15 protein-coding genes are annotated in these 18,582 nt (G+C 46.0%); 12 read left to right on the top strand and 3 right to left on the bottom strand.

The window, feature by feature from the left end; genetic code table 11:
* Nucleotides 1-98 precede the first annotated feature (98 nt).
* The 6 genes from OM416_RS21945 (at nucleotide 99) to OM416_RS21920 (ending at nucleotide 8,877) form a co-directional block, all read left to right on the top strand.
* A complete protein-coding gene (locus OM416_RS21945) occupies nucleotides 99-2,945 on the top strand; it encodes a PAS domain-containing sensor histidine kinase (protein ID WP_264932998.1) in 2,847 nt (948 codons plus the stop codon).
* A 390-nt stretch (nucleotides 2,946-3,335) separates the two neighbouring features.
* Nucleotides 3,336-4,682 (top strand): cytochrome ubiquinol oxidase subunit I, encoded by a 1,347-nt coding sequence (locus tag OM416_RS21940; protein WP_264932996.1) that lies wholly within the window; start codon nucleotides 3,336-3,338, stop codon nucleotides 4,680-4,682.
* A complete protein-coding gene (locus OM416_RS21935) occupies nucleotides 4,679-5,713 on the top strand; it encodes a cytochrome d ubiquinol oxidase subunit II (RefSeq protein ID WP_264932994.1) in 1,035 nt (344 codons plus the stop codon). Before OM416_RS21940 ends, OM416_RS21935 begins: the two co-directional genes overlap by 4 nt.
* A gap of 8 nt (nucleotides 5,714-5,721) precedes the next feature.
* Nucleotides 5,722-5,919: a cytochrome bd oxidase small subunit CydS gene (gene cydS, locus OM416_RS21930; protein ID WP_264932992.1), complete on the top strand. Its 198-nt coding sequence runs from the start codon at nucleotides 5,722-5,724 to the stop codon at nucleotides 5,917-5,919.
* A 70-nt stretch (nucleotides 5,920-5,989) separates the two neighbouring features.
* The gene (locus tag OM416_RS21925) at nucleotides 5,990-7,036 is read left to right on the top strand and encodes an MBL fold metallo-hydrolase (protein ID WP_264932990.1); all 1,047 of its coding nucleotides are present in this window, start codon (nucleotides 5,990-5,992) and stop codon (nucleotides 7,034-7,036) included.
* 215 nt (nucleotides 7,037-7,251) lie between these two features.
* Nucleotides 7,252-8,877: an ABC-F family ATP-binding cassette domain-containing protein gene (locus tag OM416_RS21920; RefSeq protein ID WP_017692260.1), complete on the top strand. Its 1,626-nt coding sequence runs from the start codon at nucleotides 7,252-7,254 to the stop codon at nucleotides 8,875-8,877.
* A 115-nt stretch (nucleotides 8,878-8,992) separates the two neighbouring features.
* Here OM416_RS21920 and OM416_RS21915 read toward each other — a convergent pair whose 3' ends face one another.
* Nucleotides 8,993-9,181 carry a hypothetical protein gene (locus OM416_RS21915; protein WP_017692261.1) on the bottom strand — a complete coding sequence of 63 codons (189 nt, stop codon included), beginning with the start codon at nucleotides 9,179-9,181 and terminating at the stop codon, nucleotides 8,993-8,995.
* 291 nt (nucleotides 9,182-9,472) lie between these two features.
* Between OM416_RS21915 and OM416_RS21910 the strand changes: the two genes are divergently transcribed.
* Nucleotides 9,473-10,351, top strand: a complete 879-nt coding sequence (locus tag OM416_RS21910) for a cation diffusion facilitator family transporter (protein ID WP_264932986.1) — start codon at nucleotides 9,473-9,475, stop codon at nucleotides 10,349-10,351.
* A gap of 100 nt (nucleotides 10,352-10,451) precedes the next feature.
* Here OM416_RS21910 and OM416_RS21905 read toward each other — a convergent pair whose 3' ends face one another.
* A complete protein-coding gene (locus OM416_RS21905; RefSeq protein ID WP_264932984.1) occupies nucleotides 10,452-10,958 on the bottom strand; it encodes a hypothetical protein in 507 nt (168 codons plus the stop codon).
* A gap of 374 nt (nucleotides 10,959-11,332) precedes the next feature.
* Nucleotides 11,333-11,497 (bottom strand): DUF1328 domain-containing protein, encoded by a 165-nt coding sequence (locus OM416_RS21900; RefSeq protein ID WP_017692264.1) that lies wholly within the window; start codon nucleotides 11,495-11,497, stop codon nucleotides 11,333-11,335.
* Between the two features lie 220 nt (nucleotides 11,498-11,717).
* Between OM416_RS21900 and OM416_RS21895 the strand changes: the two genes are divergently transcribed.
* The 5 genes from OM416_RS21895 to OM416_RS21875 all read left to right on the top strand — a co-directional run bounded on the left by OM416_RS21895 (nucleotide 11,718) and on the right by OM416_RS21875 (nucleotide 18,508).
* The gene (locus tag OM416_RS21895) at nucleotides 11,718-12,227 is read left to right on the top strand and encodes a DUF948 domain-containing protein (RefSeq protein ID WP_264932977.1); all 510 of its coding nucleotides are present in this window, start codon (nucleotides 11,718-11,720) and stop codon (nucleotides 12,225-12,227) included.
* Between the two features lie 68 nt (nucleotides 12,228-12,295).
* A complete protein-coding gene (locus OM416_RS21890) occupies nucleotides 12,296-12,829 on the top strand; it encodes a hypothetical protein (RefSeq protein WP_264932975.1) in 534 nt (177 codons plus the stop codon).
* 94 nt (nucleotides 12,830-12,923) lie between these two features.
* A complete protein-coding gene (locus tag OM416_RS21885) occupies nucleotides 12,924-13,268 on the top strand; it encodes a general stress protein (RefSeq protein WP_062836465.1) in 345 nt (114 codons plus the stop codon).
* Between the two features lie 348 nt (nucleotides 13,269-13,616).
* On the top strand, nucleotides 13,617-14,786 hold the full coding sequence (locus OM416_RS21880; RefSeq protein ID WP_062836466.1) for a PP2C family protein-serine/threonine phosphatase: 1,170 nt from the start codon (nucleotides 13,617-13,619) through the stop codon (nucleotides 14,784-14,786).
* Nucleotides 14,783-18,508 carry a response regulator gene (locus OM416_RS21875; RefSeq protein WP_264932972.1) on the top strand — a complete coding sequence of 1,242 codons (3,726 nt, stop codon included), beginning with the start codon at nucleotides 14,783-14,785 and terminating at the stop codon, nucleotides 18,506-18,508. Before OM416_RS21880 ends, OM416_RS21875 begins: the two co-directional genes overlap by 4 nt.
* The last annotated feature ends 74 nt before the right edge of the window (nucleotides 18,509-18,582 follow it).

Here is an 18,582-nt window from a genome sequence, read left to right as displayed (position 1 = left end):
GAGGGAAAAAAAGTAGATTGTATCCGCTTAAGTTTATAGGGGGAACCAACGTTGTTGTTAAATACAGAACAAAAAATCAGCCTCGAGGGCAGTTGCTTATGGATCGTATAAAGGCAAGCCAACTGCTGGAGTGGGTCGTGTTGAAGCTAAGAATACCCTGGTTTGGAACCAGCATTCTGATCATTCTTGGCTCACTAAGCACTATTTTTCCACTGACCTTATTCTATGGTGTACAGTTTATGGTTGGTAGCGCAGCAGCACTCATTGCTCTTCGTCTGCATGGGGCTATCTATGGATTTGTAACCCTTACAGTCATCCATCTGCTGAATACCACGATTGTCGGCTTCGAGCCGCGGAATTTGACGGTAACGATTGCTCATTTCATTGAACTGATCTGGATGCTCGGTTGGCAGTTGCGTTGGAAGAATGGCAGCCTAATCAAGGCTAATGCTGTCTTCTGGGTAGTGATGCTTCTTCCCGTCATTTATTGCGGACATTATCTATTGGGCCTGGATATAAGAGATTTGAAGTATGAGTATATGTATATTGCCGTGATTGGCATGGTGAATGCGCTGATCGCGGGTATTGTGGTGGATTTCTGGATTACTATGGGTGAGCACAAATCAAAGCGCACAGGAACCATTCCACTCACCAGAATTGCGTTTAAATACGTAGTCGCCTTCGTGGTATTTGTTTCTCTTCTATTGTTATCCGCGGATAGCCGCAGACAATTGAGTCAAATGAATGATGCCATTATACGTGATATGAAACATGCCGCGAGTGCCGTTGTTCAGGATCTGGACGAACAGTATGTTACCTCGGAGAATATGAATCAGAATATGGTGCGTTATCATCATCTTCTGGGCGTGAATGTGATTCTGCTGGATCGAAATGATACAGTCGTCGCTTCTGGTTTGAATACACTTCAGGATGGCGAGTACCTGGACATGGACAGATTCAGTCTTCTAAAGTCGAGGGATAATCTCATCCTGTTAAGATCCGAAAATATCCATTACAGCGATGTATTGAATCATTGGAAACAGGCATCTTTCATCTATGAAGCGGAGATGACAAATCTAACGCCTTATCGGGTATTCATTGAGACCAGCTCGTCCAAGTATTATTCCCGAATAGAATCGATCTACCTGTCCACGCTGCAATCCCTGTTCATCATTATCGTTGCTTCCATGATTGTGGCGGCTCCTCTGAGCAGCAAGGTGGTTAGCCCGCTGTTAAGACTAACCAGGATGACAGGTTCTCTTCCGAGACTGCTGTTTCGAAATGGGAAGATGGAATGGCCAACCAGCCATGTAACCGAAGTGCAGATTCTTATTGGTAATTTGCGCAAAATGGCTGATGTACTGCTGGAACAATTCGAACAGATCCGTCATGACAAGTTAACGCTGGAGGACAGGGTCATAGAGCGAACCAAAGAGCTCAAGAATAGTGAAGAAGTCAAACGTGCCATTATTGAATCGTCAATTGATGCGATTATCGCTGTGGATTCCAATGGAATCATCGTTGAGTTTAATCCGGAGGCCGAAAGAATGTTTGGATTGCTTCGGGAAGAAGTGATCCTGCTGAAGGAAGCACCGACTCTTTTTCAAGGCGCAAGCTGCATGGAGATCAAGTCATTACTGGAGCGATTCGAATATGTTGAAGGTAAGAGATACACGATTGTAGATGAGATTTCAGGTATTCGCCAGGATGGTTCCGTCTTTCCGATTGAGTACAAAATTGTTGAAATCCAGCTCGGCAAGAATGAGACGTTATATAACCTGTTTATTAAGGATATTACGGAGCGGACCAGAGCAGAAGAAGACCGTGTGCGTCATGCCCTTGCGCTGGAAAAGCTGAATTCGGAGCTGTTACATGAAAAGATTGCCATTCAGGAACAGCGGGATATCAGTGAACAATTTATTGAATCCGTGCGGGAAGGTCTTGTCATGTCTGATCGATCAGGAACCATCACCATCGTCAACCGAAGGATAGAAGAGATGTTTGGCCTGGGTGATTTTCTGGGCAGATCCATTGAAGATTTGGCTCAGGCGATTGACACGATGGTGTTGACGGACAACTTTAATCTGATGGAACAGACGAGAGCATTCCTGAATGGGGAAACGGCATTTATCGAGACTGAATTTATTTTTAACAATGTAGAGAAAAGTGTATTTTCCTTGTACATGAAGCAGATGGATGTCCCGGGTAAAAATCATGGATTCCTGCTGGTCTTCCGTGACCGGACAGGAGAGGAGCGACTGGATCGGATGAAGAATGAGCTGATCAGTGTGGTATCTCATGAGCTTCGAACACCTGTAGCCACCATTATGGGATATGTGGAATTAATGATGATGTATGACCTTCCGGCAGCTCAAAGGCAGGAATTCATGCAGACCATCTCCTCAGAGGGCATGCGGCTGAGCAGTTTACTGGATGATGTGCTTGATATTCAGCGCCTCGACAATGAAGGTATGACCTACCATATGACTTATGTACCGCTGGTTGAACTGGTAGAAGGCGTAGTTGATCAGTGGAATATGAAATCCGTTCAGCGAATCCATGTTCATACGTTTAATGGGGACTTTTTTGCTTATGCTGACCAGAACAGGATGGTTCAAGTTCTTCACAATCTGGTGGGTAATGCGGTCAAATACTCTCCGGGAGCGGACCGAATTGATGTTACGTTATGGGAAGAAGAGGAATGGTTATGTATCGATGTGCGTGATTACGGAATAGGTATTGACGAGAAAGAGAAGGACATGTTGTTCAACAAATTCTATCGTGTGGATAATTCGGATCATCGACAGATTGGTGGAACAGGAATCGGATTGTACATTTCCCGCAAAATTGTAGAGGATCACAATGGTACACTGTCCTTCATATCTGCACCCGACAAAGGAAGCACATTCAAGGTTCGACTGCCGAAGCAGGACGTCGTGCTGTAAACAGGATTATTACGGATTAAGGGGTTTCGTTTCACTTTTTATGAACATTGGTTACGATAATCTACTGGATAGAGAGCCTTTGCCTTTCAGCGCGCAAGCGTGATGAGAGGTAAAGGCTTTTTTTGTTTTTTCATTGTCCCGGATAAAAAAACCTATTCTTTTGCACACTGTATATAGAGCCATAATTTGCATCCCATGCCAAAGGAGGACGGCAGCTATATGTTCCGTAAACAAGAGAAAACACTCATCATCGTCTGTCTGGTCGCAGCTGTGGTTGTACTGTATGCCGTGGTGAAAAGCATTATTCGAATCATGAGTTATTGAGATACACGTTCATGCAGAGTGATCTGCTGTCGTACATAAACGATTATGTGAAAGAGGAGTGTAACCATGTCATCCCTGGACCCTGTTTTGCTCAGCCGGATACTGACCGGTCTGACCCTGTTTGTGCATATCATTTTTGCCTCCATTGGTGTAGGCGTTCCCCTCATGATTGCCTTGGCCGAGTGGCGAGGGCTACGAACCAATGATATGCATTACACCCTGCTGGCACGCCGTTGGGCCCGAGGTTTTGTCATCACCGTTGCCGTTGGCGTCGTTACAGGCACCTCCATCGGATTACAACTCAGTCTGCTGTGGCCGATGTTTATGCGGGTAGCGGGTCAGGCGATTGCGTTGCCGCTGTTTATGGAGACGTTCGCTTTTTTTATCGAGGCGATATTTCTTGGGATTTACCTCTATACGTGGGATCGTTTCAAAAAGAAATATACGCATATGCTGCTGTTAATTCCGGTAGCTCTCGGATCATCTGCATCTGCGATATTCATTACAACGGTGAATTCTTTCATGAACCAGCCTCAGGGATTCACCCTGATTAATGGCATCATGAAGGATATCCATCCGATTGCTGCGATGTTGAATCCGGCGACACCAACCAAGGTGTCCCATGTACTCGCCTCATCCTACACCCTGAGTGCAGGTATCCTAGCGGGGATCGCCGCCTTCAGTTTGCTCCGGGGACGGGACCATGTCTATTACAAAAAAGCACTGAAACTCACGACGGTGTCTGCCCTCGTATTTGCCATCAGCACCGTCATGATCGGAGACTCCTCCGGTAAATTTCTGGCGAAGTATCAGCCGGAGAAGCTGGCTGCCGCAGAATGGCATTTCAAGACAATGAAGAAGGCACCGCTCGTCTATGGCGGCATTCTGGATGAGAACAATGAGGTGAAATACGCCATTGAGATTCCCTATGCCCTTAGCATTTTGGCGGGAAATCGACCAGATACGGAAGTGAAGGGTCTCGAAGAGTTTCCGGCGGATCTGAGACCACCGTTGTCTATTCACTATATGTTCGATCTGAAGGTCACAACCGGAGTGATCATCCTGATGATTCCTGTGTTATATGTACTGCGGCGCTGGTTGCCAGGGCGTAAGCCATATCCCAAATGGCTGCTGCTCGGCATTGTCTTGCTGGGTCCACTCGCCATGATTGCCATCGAGCTCGGGTGGATGTTCGCTGAAGTCGGCAGGCAGCCCTGGATTTTACGAGGGTACATGAAGGTGTCAGAAGCGGCCACGACGTCTACTTCGGTAGGGTGGATGCTGGTGTTGTTCATCTTGCTGTATCTGATTCTGTGTTTCTCGTGCATCCGGGTACTTAGCAAGCTGTTCCGTAACAAGGAAGCAGAGAAGGAACTGGAGTCTCTGGGGCTTGAAGGAGGGATCGTGCATTGAGTTTCGAAATTGCAGGCATTGCGATATTGTGGACGTTTTTGTTCGGATATCTGATCGTCGCTTCGATTGATTTCGGTGCTGGTTTTTTCAGCTTTTACAGCATATTGACCGGGCACGAGAACAAAATTCATAACATCATTCAACGCTACCTGTCTCCCGTGTGGGAAGTGACGAATGTGTTTCTGATCTTTTTTGTGGTCGGACTGGTCGGATTTTATCCGGACAGCGCCTTTTATTACGGGACAGCTTTGCTGGTTCCAGGTTCCCTGGCCATTGTACTGCTTGCCATCCGGGGCGTGTATTACGCCTACAATACTTATGGCAACCATGGGAAGAACAGCCGAATCTACATGGCATTGTATGGAGCGACGGGATTACTGATTCCAGCCGTGTTCTCCACCATTTTGGCGATATCCGAAGGCGGGATCATTGAAGAGGTGGGCGATCAGGTGTTTTTTCGCTGGCGTGAATTTCTGACGAATCCCTATACATGGTCGGTTGTTTTGCTTGCACTGGTTAGTGTGCTGTACATCTCGGCGATGTTTCTTTCCTACTATGCGAAGCGAGCGGGGGATGAGGAGGCATTCGAGGTACTTCGAGAGTATGCACTGCTCTGGAGCTTGCCGACTATTTTCGCGAGCTTTCTAGCTTTTCTGCAGATTAACAAACAGAATCCCGCACACTTTGAGCAGATGGTGAATATCTCATGGATGTTCATCGCTTCGTTTATATGTTTTGTCATTGCGGTGTCGCTGGTGTGGAAACGCAGATATCTGGGCTGGTGCTTTATCTCTGTCATGCTTCAGTTCGCCTTTGCCTGGTATGGTTACGGGCGATCTCACCTTCCGTATATCCTGTATCCCTACATTAATATTTACGACAGCTTTACGAATCGAACGATGGGGATTGCGCTGATTACGGCGTTCAGCCTGGGGCTGCTTGTGCTCATTCCTTCACTTGTGCTGATTATGAAGCTATTCCTGTTTGATGCCAATTATGTACGCGGTAATTCTGGTAAAAAGAAAGGATGAGTCTGTTCATGCTGCTGAACATGTTCTTACTCATGTCTCCCTTGCTGCATCCACTATCTACTGAGGGAGTCACGGGCATACCGGGTATAACCGGATTGAGCTTTTTTGAGACATTCACCATTATGTACGCCCCACCACTCATTATTATCGCTGCGATTGCCTTTCTGTTCGTGTATCTGGCTGTATGCAAAAATCCGCAGGATTGATTGGCTGGTACGTGCATTCCCATTTGGGGTAATCTGTTGTTAAGAAATAGGAAGGGAGGAGGGCCCTTTCATGCCTAAAATCCGTTATAACAACATTGATAATGTAAGTACGGACAAAACGCTGAAGGAATTCAAGCAATGGAGGGAGCAACGGCGGAGCAAAGTGAAGGACTATTCCTACACCGTGCCCAAACACCCGCCTGAACTGGATTATCTGCATGCCAACCGGGATGACACGAGTATTACCTGGATTGGTCACTCCACGTTTTTCATTCAATATTATGGATTGAACATCGTGACTGACCCGGTGTGGGCCGAAAAAATGGGATTTCAACGAAGGCTCGGTGCCCCCGGCATTCCGATTCAGGACATTCCACCTTTGGATGTCATTCTCATATCCCATTCCCACTATGATCATCTGCATCTGGCTTCCTTGCGTAAGCTGATTACAGCCAAGACGTTGCTGATCGTACCCGATGGTCTGAAGCGCAAAATGATTCGCAAAGGGTTCCACCGATGCCAGGAGATGAAATGGTGGGATCATATGACACTTGGCGGAGTCAAAATAACCTTTGTTCCGGCACAGCACTGGACGCGACGAACGCTGTTCGATACCAATACATCCCATTGGGGGGGTTATGTGTTGGAACTGAATCATCCAGCAACGACTTCAGCAGCGGAAAGTGCTGCAACAACGAGCGACCAGGACCAATTATCAACGGAATCAAGGAAGAACGAAACAGCCAAAGCATCAGGCGGCCCGCCTGTTTTGTATTTTGTGGGTGATACAGGTTACTTCCAAGGTTTCAAAACGATTGGAGAGCGCTTTGACATCGGTGTTACCCTGATGCCCATCGGTGCCTACGATCCGGAATGGTTCATGACTTCTCAACATGTGACACCTGAAGAAGCGCTGCAAGGATTCGTTGAATCCGGTTCCCAGCTCATGGTGCCGATGCATTACGGCACGTTCAAGCTGGCGGATGATACGCCCAAGGAAGCATTGGATCGGCTGGAAGTCGAACGTGAGCGGCTTGGCATCGGCAAAGAGCGGATTCGGGTGCTTGGTCATGGAGAGACGCTCCGCATTCACCACGAGGAAGGTAAACGGGGCTAACAAAAGTGATCCAAATATGTTAATGTAGGGGTATGCCTGCATGAACAGTATATTTACCAAATCTTTAATAAGTAAAAAGCGGCCAATTTTCGAATTTGCCGCTTTTTTGTGTTATAATATGGTGCCAGAATAGGCATCGGGATATTGAATCCATGATTTACGCAACTTGCTATTCATGCAGTATGCAGATTAACCAATAAAGGATGGTATGCTTAATGATCAGTACAAGCGGCATCACGCTCCGCTACGGAAAACGTGCACTTTTTGAAGATGTAAATATCAAATTCACGCCAGGAAACTGTTACGGCCTGATCGGTGCCAACGGAGCCGGAAAATCAACATTCTTGAAAATTTTGTCCGGTGAAATTGAATCCAACTCGGGAGAGGTGCACATCACCCCGGGCGAACGTATGGCCGTTTTGAAGCAAAACCACTTTGAATATGATGAGTATCCGGTTCTCGAAACCGTAATTATGGGTCATAGTCGTCTCTATGCCATTATGAAAGAAAAAGATACGCTGTATGCCAAAGCGGACTTCACGGAAGAAGACGGCCTGCGTGCAGGTGAGCTTGAAGGTGAATTTGCCGAGTTGAATGGCTGGGATGCTGAGCCGGATGCAGCGGCACTCCTGATCGGTCTGGGTATCGATCGTGATATGCATGAGAAGAAAATCGTTGAACTGAGCGGAAACGAAAAAGTTCGTGTTCTGCTTGCACAAGCCTTGTTTGGTCGTCCAAACAACCTGTTGCTCGATGAGCCTACCAACCACTTGGATCTCGAATCCATTCAATGGCTGGAGAACTTCTTGATGGACTATGAAGGTACTGTTATTGTCGTATCCCATGACCGTCACTTCCTGAACAAAGTATGTACGCACATTGCGGATATCGACTTTGGTAAAATCCAGTTGTACGTAGGTAACTACGATTTCTGGTACGAATCCAGTCAATTGGCACTTGCTTTGCAGCGTGATGCCAACAAGAAAAAAGAAGAAAAGATTAAAGACTTGCAAGCCTTTATTCAACGCTTCTCGGCGAATGCCTCGAAATCGAAGCAGGCGACTTCCCGTAAGAAACAGCTCGACAAAATCACGCTGGATGACCTTCGTCCTTCGAACCGTAAATATCCGTTTATCAACTTCAAGCCTGAGCGTGAAGCGGGTAAACAATTATTGACCGTAGATCGCATCAGCAAATCGGTTGATGGTGTGAACATGCTGAATGATATCAGCTTTGTGGTGAACAAAGGCGATAAAATTGCATTTGTTGGACCGAACGGGAATGCCAAGTCACTATTGTTTGATATTCTTATGGGTGAAACGGAATTGGATAGCGGCGAATTCACTTGGGGCGTAACAACAACTCAAGCTTATTTCCCGAAAGACAACTCCCAATATTTTGACGGTGTAGACATGACTCTCGTCGATTGGCTCCGTCAATATTCCAAAGATCAGGATGAAACGTATCTACGTGGATTCTTGGGACGTATGCTGTTCTCAGGTGAGGAATCCCTGAAAAAGGCAAGTGTACTCTCCGGGGGAGAGAAAGTTCGCTGTATGCTCGCGAAAATGATGCAGACTGGTGCGAACGCATTGATTCTGGATGAGCCTACGAACCACTTGGATCTCGAATCCATTACAGCATTGAACAATGGTATGATTGATTTTGACGGCACCATGCTGTTTACATCCCATGACCATCAGTTTATTCAAACCATCTCTAACCGGATTATCGAAATTACGCCGACCGGCATCATTGATCGCCAAATGAGCTATGACGAATATCTGGAAAGTGATGAAATCAAAGAACTGCGCAAAAAAATGTATCCGGTAGAAGCTTAAACGAAGTCTGATCTACAGGCACATTATGCATAGGAACATAAAAGAACCGCAAGCCTCTGTGAAGAGGGCTTGCGGTTCTTTTTGCAGTCAATGGGTTTCTCTGCGGTCCTAAGACCTAAGATCCACCAGTACGGCGACGTTGGTTGTTAGGCTTCTTGTTGTTTTGACTCTTCATCGCTTTCGGTCCGCCTTCAAAGTAGGCGCTGGATTGGTTACCGGAATTTGCTTGTTCTTTCTTTTGCGCCAGCTTCTGGCGTATAGCATCCTGCAAACTGACCTTTTTCGGTTCGTTATTTTCGCTCATCGTTATTTCCCTCCCGGTCTTACAGTAAGCCGTCCAGATTGGACGGGATGTACCTATTTTATACGTTTTACAAAAGCCCCACAAGGGCAACCTGATAAAATGCTCAAATCCCTTGGGTTTTACCGGGGCCAACATTCTTTCTCATCACCTACAGCTCTGCCATCTGGCAACTTTGTTTCGGCTTGCCTACAGCAATGCAGCCTGGCAACACTGTTTCTGTAGACCCACACGCTATGCATTTGGTAACATGGAAAAACCGTAATACGAAACGTTAAAGGAGTGTCGCCCGGTTTGAACGCTTATGAAGAAATACGAAAAGGGGAGAGAGGGGCTTGGGTTAGCATCGTAGCCTATCTCGTCTTGTCCGCCTTTAAGCTGATCTGTGGATATTTATTTGCATCCAGCGCTTTGCTGGCGGATGGTTTTAATAACCTTACGGACATTGTGGCGTCCGTTGCTGTACTGATTGGGCTTCGGATCTCCCAGAAACCACCTGATTCGGATCATGCCTATGGTCATTTTAGAGCGGAAACTGTTGCTGCCTTGGTGGCTTCATTTATTATGGCTATGGTTGGTCTGCAAGTGTTGGTTGAAGCTGTTCGTTCCTGGTATGAAGGAGCCTTTGTTGCTCCCAATCTGTGGGCGGCAGCGGTGGCTGTGGTCTGTGCGGTCGTGATGTTGGGTGTGTATCGTTACAATCACCGTCTGGCTAAACAAATTAACAGTCAGGCTTTGATGGCTGCTGCCAAAGATAATCGTTCGGATGCCTGGGTTAGCATAGGCGCTGCAGTTGGGATTATAGGTGCGCAGTTCGGACTTCCTTGGCTGGATAAAGTAGCTGCCATTGCTGTAGGTCTGTTGATTTGCAAGACGGCGTGGGAGATTTTCCGCGATTCAACACATCGCCTTACCGATGGATTTGATCAGAAAGAACTGACGGACCTCAGATCCTCTGTGGCTCGGGTTCCCGGCGTTGAGATGATCAAGGATGTGAAGGCACGTGTGCATGGCAGTCATGTACTTGTGGATGTGGTTATTGAAGTGGATGGAGGCCTAAGTTTGATTGAAGGTCATCAGATCTGTGATCGAGTGGAAGAGCGGTTGAAACGTTCACATAATATCATGCATGTTCATGTACATGTGGAACCGAAGATGGAAGAGGTCACGTGAAACCCTTGAACAGGGCGTGAACATGTTGGGAAATTAAAAGAGGACAGCTGCGATTATACGCGCTGTCCTCTTTACTTATCGTTAGAACGATTATACGATATTACTGAATGGCAACGTGGATCCACGCTTTGCCTTTCCAAGTGTATACTTGCACCCACTCACCACCGTCGAATCCGTCAACAACTTCACCTGTTGTATCGATGATTTGGGAGCCCAGTGCGCCGATTGGTTTACCGTTAGGTGCATCATAGAACCAAGTGCGCTCAAGCAAGTTCAGCAACATCGTAGGTACCAGCACTTCATCGCCTGGTTTTACAAGTGGCTCTTCAAACATTTTGTCATCTGTAGTCGTAGCTGGAGTTTCTGTTTCTGTTGTGCCTTCTGTGGCTGTCGTTTCTGTTGTTGTACCTGTTACCGTCTCAGCAGAACCTTCTACCGTTTCAACAGCAGGTTTGTTCACCTCAACAGCTGGAGTTGTTGTCGTTGTAGTAGCTTCCGTTCCTGTTTCCGGAGTCACTGTTCCAGTAACCGCTTCCTCAGCACCAGCAGCGGCAGCCATCGAACCCATCAACGTTAAAGCAGCGGCAAAACTTACGATTTTTTTCATTTGTTTTTCCTCCTCGGTTTTGTATGTAATTTTGTTGTCCTGTGTTAAAAGTAACCAAGCGAGCTCCCCTATGAATCACAAATTATAACAATATTTTCTTGCATTCTCCAGTGTCAACTGGCGCAATTGTGGGTATATAGCAAGCCTGTAAATATCATACTTCGGTGGGATAAAACCGGGTTGGCTATCTCAAAAAAGTCCTGTTTTTAGCGATTCAGTGGGCGAGCCAATTGGAATAAAGCAGGAGGGAGTGCAATACATAATATAGAAAAGTTGACCTATGCCTGAAACGCACAAAAGCCAATCGGCTTGGTAGCACGATCGGCTTTTGTATGTATTCGTTGATCATCATTCAGTCAGTTCAGAATTTGAGGTTATCGCATTCGGCTGCGTCCCGTAATGAGGGAGATTACGAACAGTACTACAAAGATGAAGAAGAGTACTTTAGCGATTGAAGCAGCTGCTTCAACAATACCGAAGAATCCGAAGATACCTGCAACCAGTGCAATAATTAGAAATAATACAGACCATTTCAACATGAGGTTTCATCCTTTCGTTTACTAAATTGTGGAGTGAGTTGTGTTCACCTCACCGCCTTGTGTAGTCTAACTTTAACCGGGGGCTATCCGGTTGAAACATTGGTTTTTTTTCCAACCACGAGCATAGTTGAAGTAACAAGTTATTTTGTTTCGTCCGGGAAATCGCCGGGTAACTATAGCAATAACAAACTGATGCACATATGGAAAGCGAGGTTCTTCTATGATCTATCAAATTAGCGTGGCCCTGATTGCAGTGGCATTTGCAGTACTGGTTTTCTTTTTAATTCGTACCTTGAAATCCGCCCAAGGTTCTTTGGACAATGTCTCACAAACATTGCAGGAGGTACAGAAGACCATTGATGAACTTAGTTATGAAGTGAAGCAGACGGTAAGACACGCCAATGATATTACGGTGGATGTACAGCACAAAATGAAAAAAATCGATCCTGTTATGGAATCTGTTGAGAATCTGGGAGAAGTGTTAAATGAAGTGACGGCAGCAGCGAAACAAGTCTCCACGACGCTGATGGCGAAATTTCAGACCAAACGTAACAACACTGAACAGTCCAAGCATGCTGAAGAGGTTCATGTAACTGCACCGCCTGCTACATCAACGGATCGTACCCTGCAATCCTATGAAGCTACATATAATGGTGATGCTAAGGGCGGGAAAAACTGGATGAAGTATATTGATGTTGCAGCGAATGTATGGCAACGGATGCGTAAATAACATGATCGCTTTGTAATCCAAAAAGAAACCTTCAGAGCGGTGATGAACCTGATGAAAGGGTGAGAATCATGATGAAACTACTGCTTGTGATGTTTAGCGTAATTTCTCCCTTTTCCGTTCAACCGGCAGCGGTACCCGCTGCTCACGATATGCAATGGACGGCAATGGAAGAGAAGGCGTCAGAGGTGACTCTGGCTGTTGATCGATCCGAGACTTTCCAGCATTTTCGGACTCTGAATGGCGTTTCTCTGGATGACACCATGAACGAGTTGTTGGCCACGAAGGGCCAGCCGGTGCATAAGCAGGAAGATCCTTATCTGGGGTGTCCTGAATATCACTTTCATGATGTGAAGGTTGGCTTGTGTGAAGATACGGATGTCATTCAATATGTGCATATCGATGCATCTGAGAATCACATCATGTTAAATGGAGAAAGAATCAAGATGAATATTGAAGCGATCCATCAAGCTCTCGGTAAACCGTATTATGTCGCTGAGGACGGAGAAGTGTTTCTCCGTGGAGACCAGGCGCTAAAGGTATACATGAAGTCAGGCTCTAGCCAAATCGATGGCATTGATCTTTTTGATGACACGGTTTCCTAGGATTGGTTATTACCGAATCGTTTCAATCCCAAATAGTATGGTTATATACTAAGTAGCTCGATAAAGAAGATTAAATCAGAGGAGAGTGGAAACGATGAATTCAACCAATGCGCAAGCTTATGCAAAAGTGGTAGAAAACGGAGTCCAGGCGGTAGAAGCGGTGAAAGAATTGCAGATTACCGGATACCTTGCTGATCATATCTTTGTTCTCGCCCATGAGAAGGATCGTACAGATCGAATTGCCGATACAGCAGATGCCAAAGAAATTGGCATTAAGGAAGAAGGCGTATTTGATTCCTTGGCGAATCTGTTCCGCTCACGTGGAGATGAACTCCGGGCCAAAATTGTATCAATGGGCTTTACCGAAGCCGAGGCCGACTTCTACGAGAGTGAACTCGACAAGGGTAAAGTGCTTGTTATTGCTAAAAAGAAAGATTAACCGATATACGCCGCAAGTTGAAGCTTGCTGAACATGGACGAGCTTCTGAATCACTTCTGTAAAATGCTTAATCAAAAACATAGATAAGGAATGGGGCTTTCCCCATTCCTTATCTATGTTTTTGCAAGTTTGGAAGCGGGATCAGGACGCTGCAAAAACAGGGTGGTCGCGGGGGAAATCCCCTACGATGGTGCCATTTACTGATAGAAGTTTTTTGTTTTTAAGATTATAGTTATACTAGGAATTATTATGTCTACTGCCGTTTTGTATGCAAAATTTGTATAATCAACGTTCGTTTTAACCTAATAAGAATCGACAAACCCGGACGCCACAGATAAGGAGATATCAATGAGAATACTTATTGTTGACGACAATCCGACGAATGTCATTATCATTCGAGAAATTCTGAAAAAAGAAAACTATCGTGACATTGTAACGGCAAGTTCCGCCATGGAAATGTTTGAAGTTTTGGGAATTGGGGAGGAAAGCAACGAACCTCGTCCAAGACCGTCGGATATTGACCTGATTTTGCTAGATATGATGATGCCTGAGATGGATGGTATCGAAGCCTGCAGTATTGTGCAGAAATTTGAAAATCTGAAGGATATACCGATTATTATGGTGACTGCCATCGGCGACTCCAAGAAACTTGCCGAAGCATTGGATGCAGGCGCATCCGATTATGTGACCAAACCCATTAACAAAGTCGAACTGATGGCCAGAATTCGACTCGCCCTTCGTTTGAAACAGGAAAAGGATTGGCATAAAGAGCGTGATCAACGCATTCAGGATGAGCTGAAGCTTGCAGCAATGGTCCAAAATGCCGTATTAAGTCCGGCAATCCGTGACCCTCTATTTCAAGTGCATGCCATCTATAAACCATCTTTTGAGCTTGCGGGTGACCTGTATTCATGGTATCCCCTCGGGGAAGGCCGTTACGGAGTACTCTTGCTCGACATGATGGGACATGGAATATCTTCATCCCTGTTTACCATGTTTATTGCTTCTGTGTTGAAAGATACGGTTACGACCTATGTCGATCCCGAGAAGGTCATTCAGGAGTTGAACCGTCGTTTCAACCAGCTCCATTTGGAAAAACAATTGGTGCAGTATTATTTCACGGCAATTTATTTGGTCGTTGATACACGGATGAAGCGTATTGATTATGTTAACGCAGGGCATCCACCTGCTTTGTTTTTCCGAAACGACGGCAGTGTGACTACATTTGACAGCGTCTGCTGTCCGGTTGGTTTATTTGACAAGATGGACATCGAACCACAAACGATCCATTACGAGGGTGACGGGCATATAGCACTCTATACGGACGGATTATTGGAAGCTGTTCAGGGCGGGCAGGAGGAACAACACGAATTCCTGGTCGAAAAACTGACTGGCTCACATCAGTGGAATGAAGCTGCTATGCAGGCACTATTTTTCGACGACGAAATTCCCCAGGAACGGGATGATGATAAATGTTTGGTCTGGATTACTTTGGATAAAGGGGCGGGGGCTGAATGAAGATCAGGAATAAACTGCTGATTGGATTTACCGCTCTCATGGCCATTTTGATCGTACTCACCTTTGTGAGCTATGAACGGCTGAACAGCAGTAATCAGCAGATCGATCAGATGTATCAGGAACGTTATCTCAAAGTAAGATTCACTTCTGCTGCACGTGGAGAGGTCAATGACATTGCCAAAGTGCTGGCTAACTTGTTATTAAATCCGAACAATTCCATTAGTGCAGCTGACGGTGACCTGAAGGAGATGAAAGATCGGGGTGACGGTTATCTCGAAGAAGTAAGAAACCGGGCGGACAGTGCACCTGAACATCAGCTGGTGGATCGTGTGAATTCGGCGTGGGCCGCTTATACATCCTATGCAACGAGACAGATCAGCCTGATGTCCCAAAACAGGGTTGAAGATGCGAATAACTACCGCAATGCAACAGGACTCGCGGTGCAAAAAGAAGCTGTGGATAGTTTGAATGCTCTTTCCCGCTATCAGGACCAAGAGATTGATGCCGAGATCAAAGATGCTAACGCGGCGTATACGAGAGCAGTGCAGATCACGATAAGTATCATGATCGCCGGATTGCTGCTTGCGCTGGGTGTCATTATGTGGGTACTACCGAGTATTACGCGGGGGCTGAATACCGTATCGATGATGATCACCAGTTTCGGTAAAGGGCGCTATCGTACAATCAGACGCATTCAGGTCAAGTCCACGGACGAAATTGGTCAGATTGCCACAGTGTTCAAAGATGTATCCAGCGATCTGGAAGAAAAACTGCAAGTCGAGAAAGCCTATGTGCAGGCTCAACAGGATCAAAACTGGATGAGCTCGAACATCGCAAGAGTTCCGGAGCTGCTTCGGGGCATTGGTTCCATTCGACAAATCTCACAGATGTTTATCAGTGAGTTCACACCTGTGCTTGGTGCTCAGTTGGGTGTCGTGTATCTGGTCGATGAGGAGAAACATCCCGACGAACTGAGACGCTATGGTGCATATGCATTTGAAGAGAATGAAGACGTTGGTAAAGAAATGTATCGGATCGGTGAAGGTCTGATTGGTCAAGCTGCGCTGGATATGACACCGATTGTTCTGGAAAATACGCCGGAAGATTACGTGCATATTGGTTCAGCTTCAGGTTCAACACGTGCTGCGGGTATCATGATCTATCCTGTCGTGTTCGAAAATGAATTGATTGGTGTAGTAGAACTGGCTTCCTTTGAAGGGTTCAATGAACTTCATAAACAATTGTTCGCTCAACTGATCATGAACCTGGGCGTAATTCTGAACAACGTTCGACGTCGTTTGCGTGTGGAGGAGCTGCTGCGTGAATCCCAGGCACTGACAGAAGAATTGCAGGTTCAATCGGAAGAATTGCAGACACAGCAAGAAGAACTGCGCCGTTCCAATGAGAATCTGGAGGAGCAGACAGAGGCGCTCAAACGTTCCGAGGAATTGCTGCAGCGTCAGCAGGAAGAGCTGGAGCATTTCAATACCGAGCTCATCGCTAAGACGCGGGCGCTTGAAGAGCAGGTACGTGAAGTCGAAGAGAAGAATGACGAAATTGAGAAAACAAAGACACAGCTGGAACAGCAAGCTACACAGCTGTCGATGACTAGCAAGTACAAGTCCGAATTTTTGGCCAATATGTCGCATGAACTTCGTACACCATTGAACAGTCTACTCATTTTGTCTCAGTTATTGTCGGAGAACAAGGGTGGCAATCTGACTGACAAGCAGCAGGAATATGCGCAAACTATCTACATGTCAGGTGCGGATCTGCTGAAGATGATTGATGAGATACTGGATCTGTCCAAAGTGGACGCAGGTAAGATGGATATCAATTATGAAGCGGTTCGAATGGAAGAGCTGACCAGCTTTGTACAGCAAAACTTTGGACCAATGGCGAATAAAAAAGAACTGAACTTGAACATCGAGTTCGACAGCGATTTACCGGAATGGGTCTACACCGACAGTCATCGCGTCAAACAGATTCTACGGAATTTGTTGTCGAACGCGTTCAAGTTTACCAATCGTGGTTCGGTCAGTCTGATTGGACGACGGATGAAACCGGAAGAACTGCCGGGTTACATGAACACGAATCAGGAATATCTCGGATTTAGTGTAAAAGACACCGGTATTGGAATTCCATCGGATAAAACGGATCTGATCTTTGAAGCGTTCCAGCAAGTGGATGGGACAACAAGTCGGAAATACGGCGGAACTGGTCTGGGATTGTCCATCAGCAGAGAACTGGCACGTTTGCTTGGTGGTGCAATACAGGTGGAATCATCGGAGGGCGAAGGCAGCTGCTTTACCTTGTACCTGCCGGATAATCATGAAGAGGAAGCCCTGGCCGAGGAAGGTGCTTCAAGAGAAGCGGCTGTATCTTCAGAGGCGCTGTATGAACAGTCCATGGAAACACGGACCATGCTTTCAAGTCATCAGTCCATTCTCTCTCCTGATCCGGAGCGTAGCATAGGTACGGACCTATCTCCTACCCATACGCCTGAAGTAACGCAGATCGAAGATGATCAAGACAATCTGATGGAAGGTGACAAAATCCTTCTCATTATTGAGGATGACGTGAACTTTGCACATATTTTGATGGATATGGCCAGAGGAAGAGGATTCAAGGCACTTGTTGCCCTGCAAGGGGATAAAGGACTTGAAATGGCTCGTCAATATCTCCCGGATGCTATTATTCTGGATATTCAATTGCCGGTTATGGACGGTTGGACCATTCTGGGCGAGCTGAAGAGCAGTTCGGCAACACGCCACATCCCGGTACATGTGATTTCGGTCATTGATGATATGAAGCAAGGTTTGATGATGGGCGCTATTGCGTATCTGAAAAAACCTTCCAGCAAGGATTCACTGGATAAAGCTTTCTCGCATATCAAATCCTATACCGAGAATCAGTTGAAACGACTGTTGATTGTGGAAGATGATGAGATTCAGCGTAAAGCCATTATTGAATTGATTGGTCATGATGATGTGGCAATCACGGCAGTATCCACAGGCAGTGAGGCTTTGAATGAATTACACACCCAGCGTTATGACTGCATGGTACTGGATCTGATGTTAACGGATATGACCGGATTCGAGTTGCTCGACCAGATTCGGGATGATGAATATCTTAACGATCTGCCGATTATAATTTATACAGGCAAAGAACTGGATTCCAAGGAAGAAATGAAGCTGCGCAAATATGCGGAATCCATCATTATCAAGGATGTGAAGTCACCGGAACGTTTGCTGGATGAAACGACATTGTTCCTTCATCGGGTAGAGGCCAATTTGCCGGAAGACAAGCGTCGAATCTTGCAGAAGCTGCACAACAAAGAAACGTTGTTTGAAGGCAAGAAAATATTGCTTGTAGATGACGATATTCGTAATGTATTTGCCCTTTCAAGTGTCCTGGAAGGCTATCGCATGGATGTAACGTTTGCAGAGAATGGCCGTGAGGCTCTGGAGATTCTGGACAAAAATCCGGAAATTGATCTGGTACTGATGGACATGATGATGCCAGAAATGGATGGTTATGAAGCGATGACACGAATCAGACAGATCCCGCAGTTTGAAAAGTTACCGATTATTGCGCTTACGGCCAAAGCCATGAAAGAGGATCGAGGCAAGTGTATTGAGGCCGGGGCATCAGATTATGTGAAAAAACCGATCCAGACGGATCAATTATTATCCTTAATGCGTGTATGGCTGTATTCGTAAGTTCATTATTCGTAAGTACATTGTTTGGGTAATGAAAGACAATACGACGAATACGCAAGTAACAAATGAAGAAG

Source organism: Paenibacillus sp. LS1, assembly GCF_026013365.1.
Taxonomy (GTDB): domain Bacteria; phylum Bacillota; class Bacilli; order Paenibacillales; family Paenibacillaceae; genus Paenibacillus.
The sequence above is the reverse complement of the archived record's forward strand: the minus strand, read 5'-3'. Positions and strand labels throughout refer to the sequence as shown.

Bases quoted from the DNA above. Each gene is read 5' to 3' on its own strand.
- OM416_RS21945 (WP_264932998.1), top strand. From the start codon at position 99: ATGGATCGTATAAAGGCAAGCCAACTGCTGGAGTGGGTCGTGTTGAAG.
- OM416_RS21940 (WP_264932996.1), top strand. From the start codon at position 3,336: ATGTCATCCCTGGACCCTGTTTTGCTCAGCCGGATACTGACCGGTCTG.
- cydS (WP_264932992.1), top strand. From the start codon at position 5,722: ATGCTGCTGAACATGTTCTTACTCATGTCTCCCTTGCTGCATCCACTA.
- OM416_RS21925 (WP_264932990.1), top strand. From the start codon at position 5,990: ATGCCTAAAATCCGTTATAACAACATTGATAATGTAAGTACGGACAAA.
- OM416_RS21920 (WP_017692260.1), top strand. From the start codon at position 7,252: ATGATCAGTACAAGCGGCATCACGCTCCGCTACGGAAAACGTGCACTT.
- OM416_RS21915 (WP_017692261.1), bottom strand. From the start codon at position 9,181: ATGAGCGAAAATAACGAACCGAAAAAGGTCAGTTTGCAGGATGCTATA.
- OM416_RS21905 (WP_264932984.1), bottom strand. From the start codon at position 10,958: ATGAAAAAAATCGTAAGTTTTGCCGCTGCTTTAACGTTGATGGGTTCG.
- OM416_RS21900 (WP_017692264.1), bottom strand. From the start codon at position 11,497: ATGTTGAAATGGTCTGTATTATTTCTAATTATTGCACTGGTTGCAGGT.
- OM416_RS21895 (WP_264932977.1), top strand. From the start codon at position 11,718: ATGATCTATCAAATTAGCGTGGCCCTGATTGCAGTGGCATTTGCAGTA.
- OM416_RS21890 (WP_264932975.1), top strand. From the start codon at position 12,296: ATGATGAAACTACTGCTTGTGATGTTTAGCGTAATTTCTCCCTTTTCC.
- OM416_RS21885 (WP_062836465.1), top strand. From the start codon at position 12,924: ATGAATTCAACCAATGCGCAAGCTTATGCAAAAGTGGTAGAAAACGGA.
- OM416_RS21880 (WP_062836466.1), top strand. From the start codon at position 13,617: ATGAGAATACTTATTGTTGACGACAATCCGACGAATGTCATTATCATT.
- OM416_RS21875 (WP_264932972.1), top strand. From the start codon at position 14,783: ATGAAGATCAGGAATAAACTGCTGATTGGATTTACCGCTCTCATGGCC.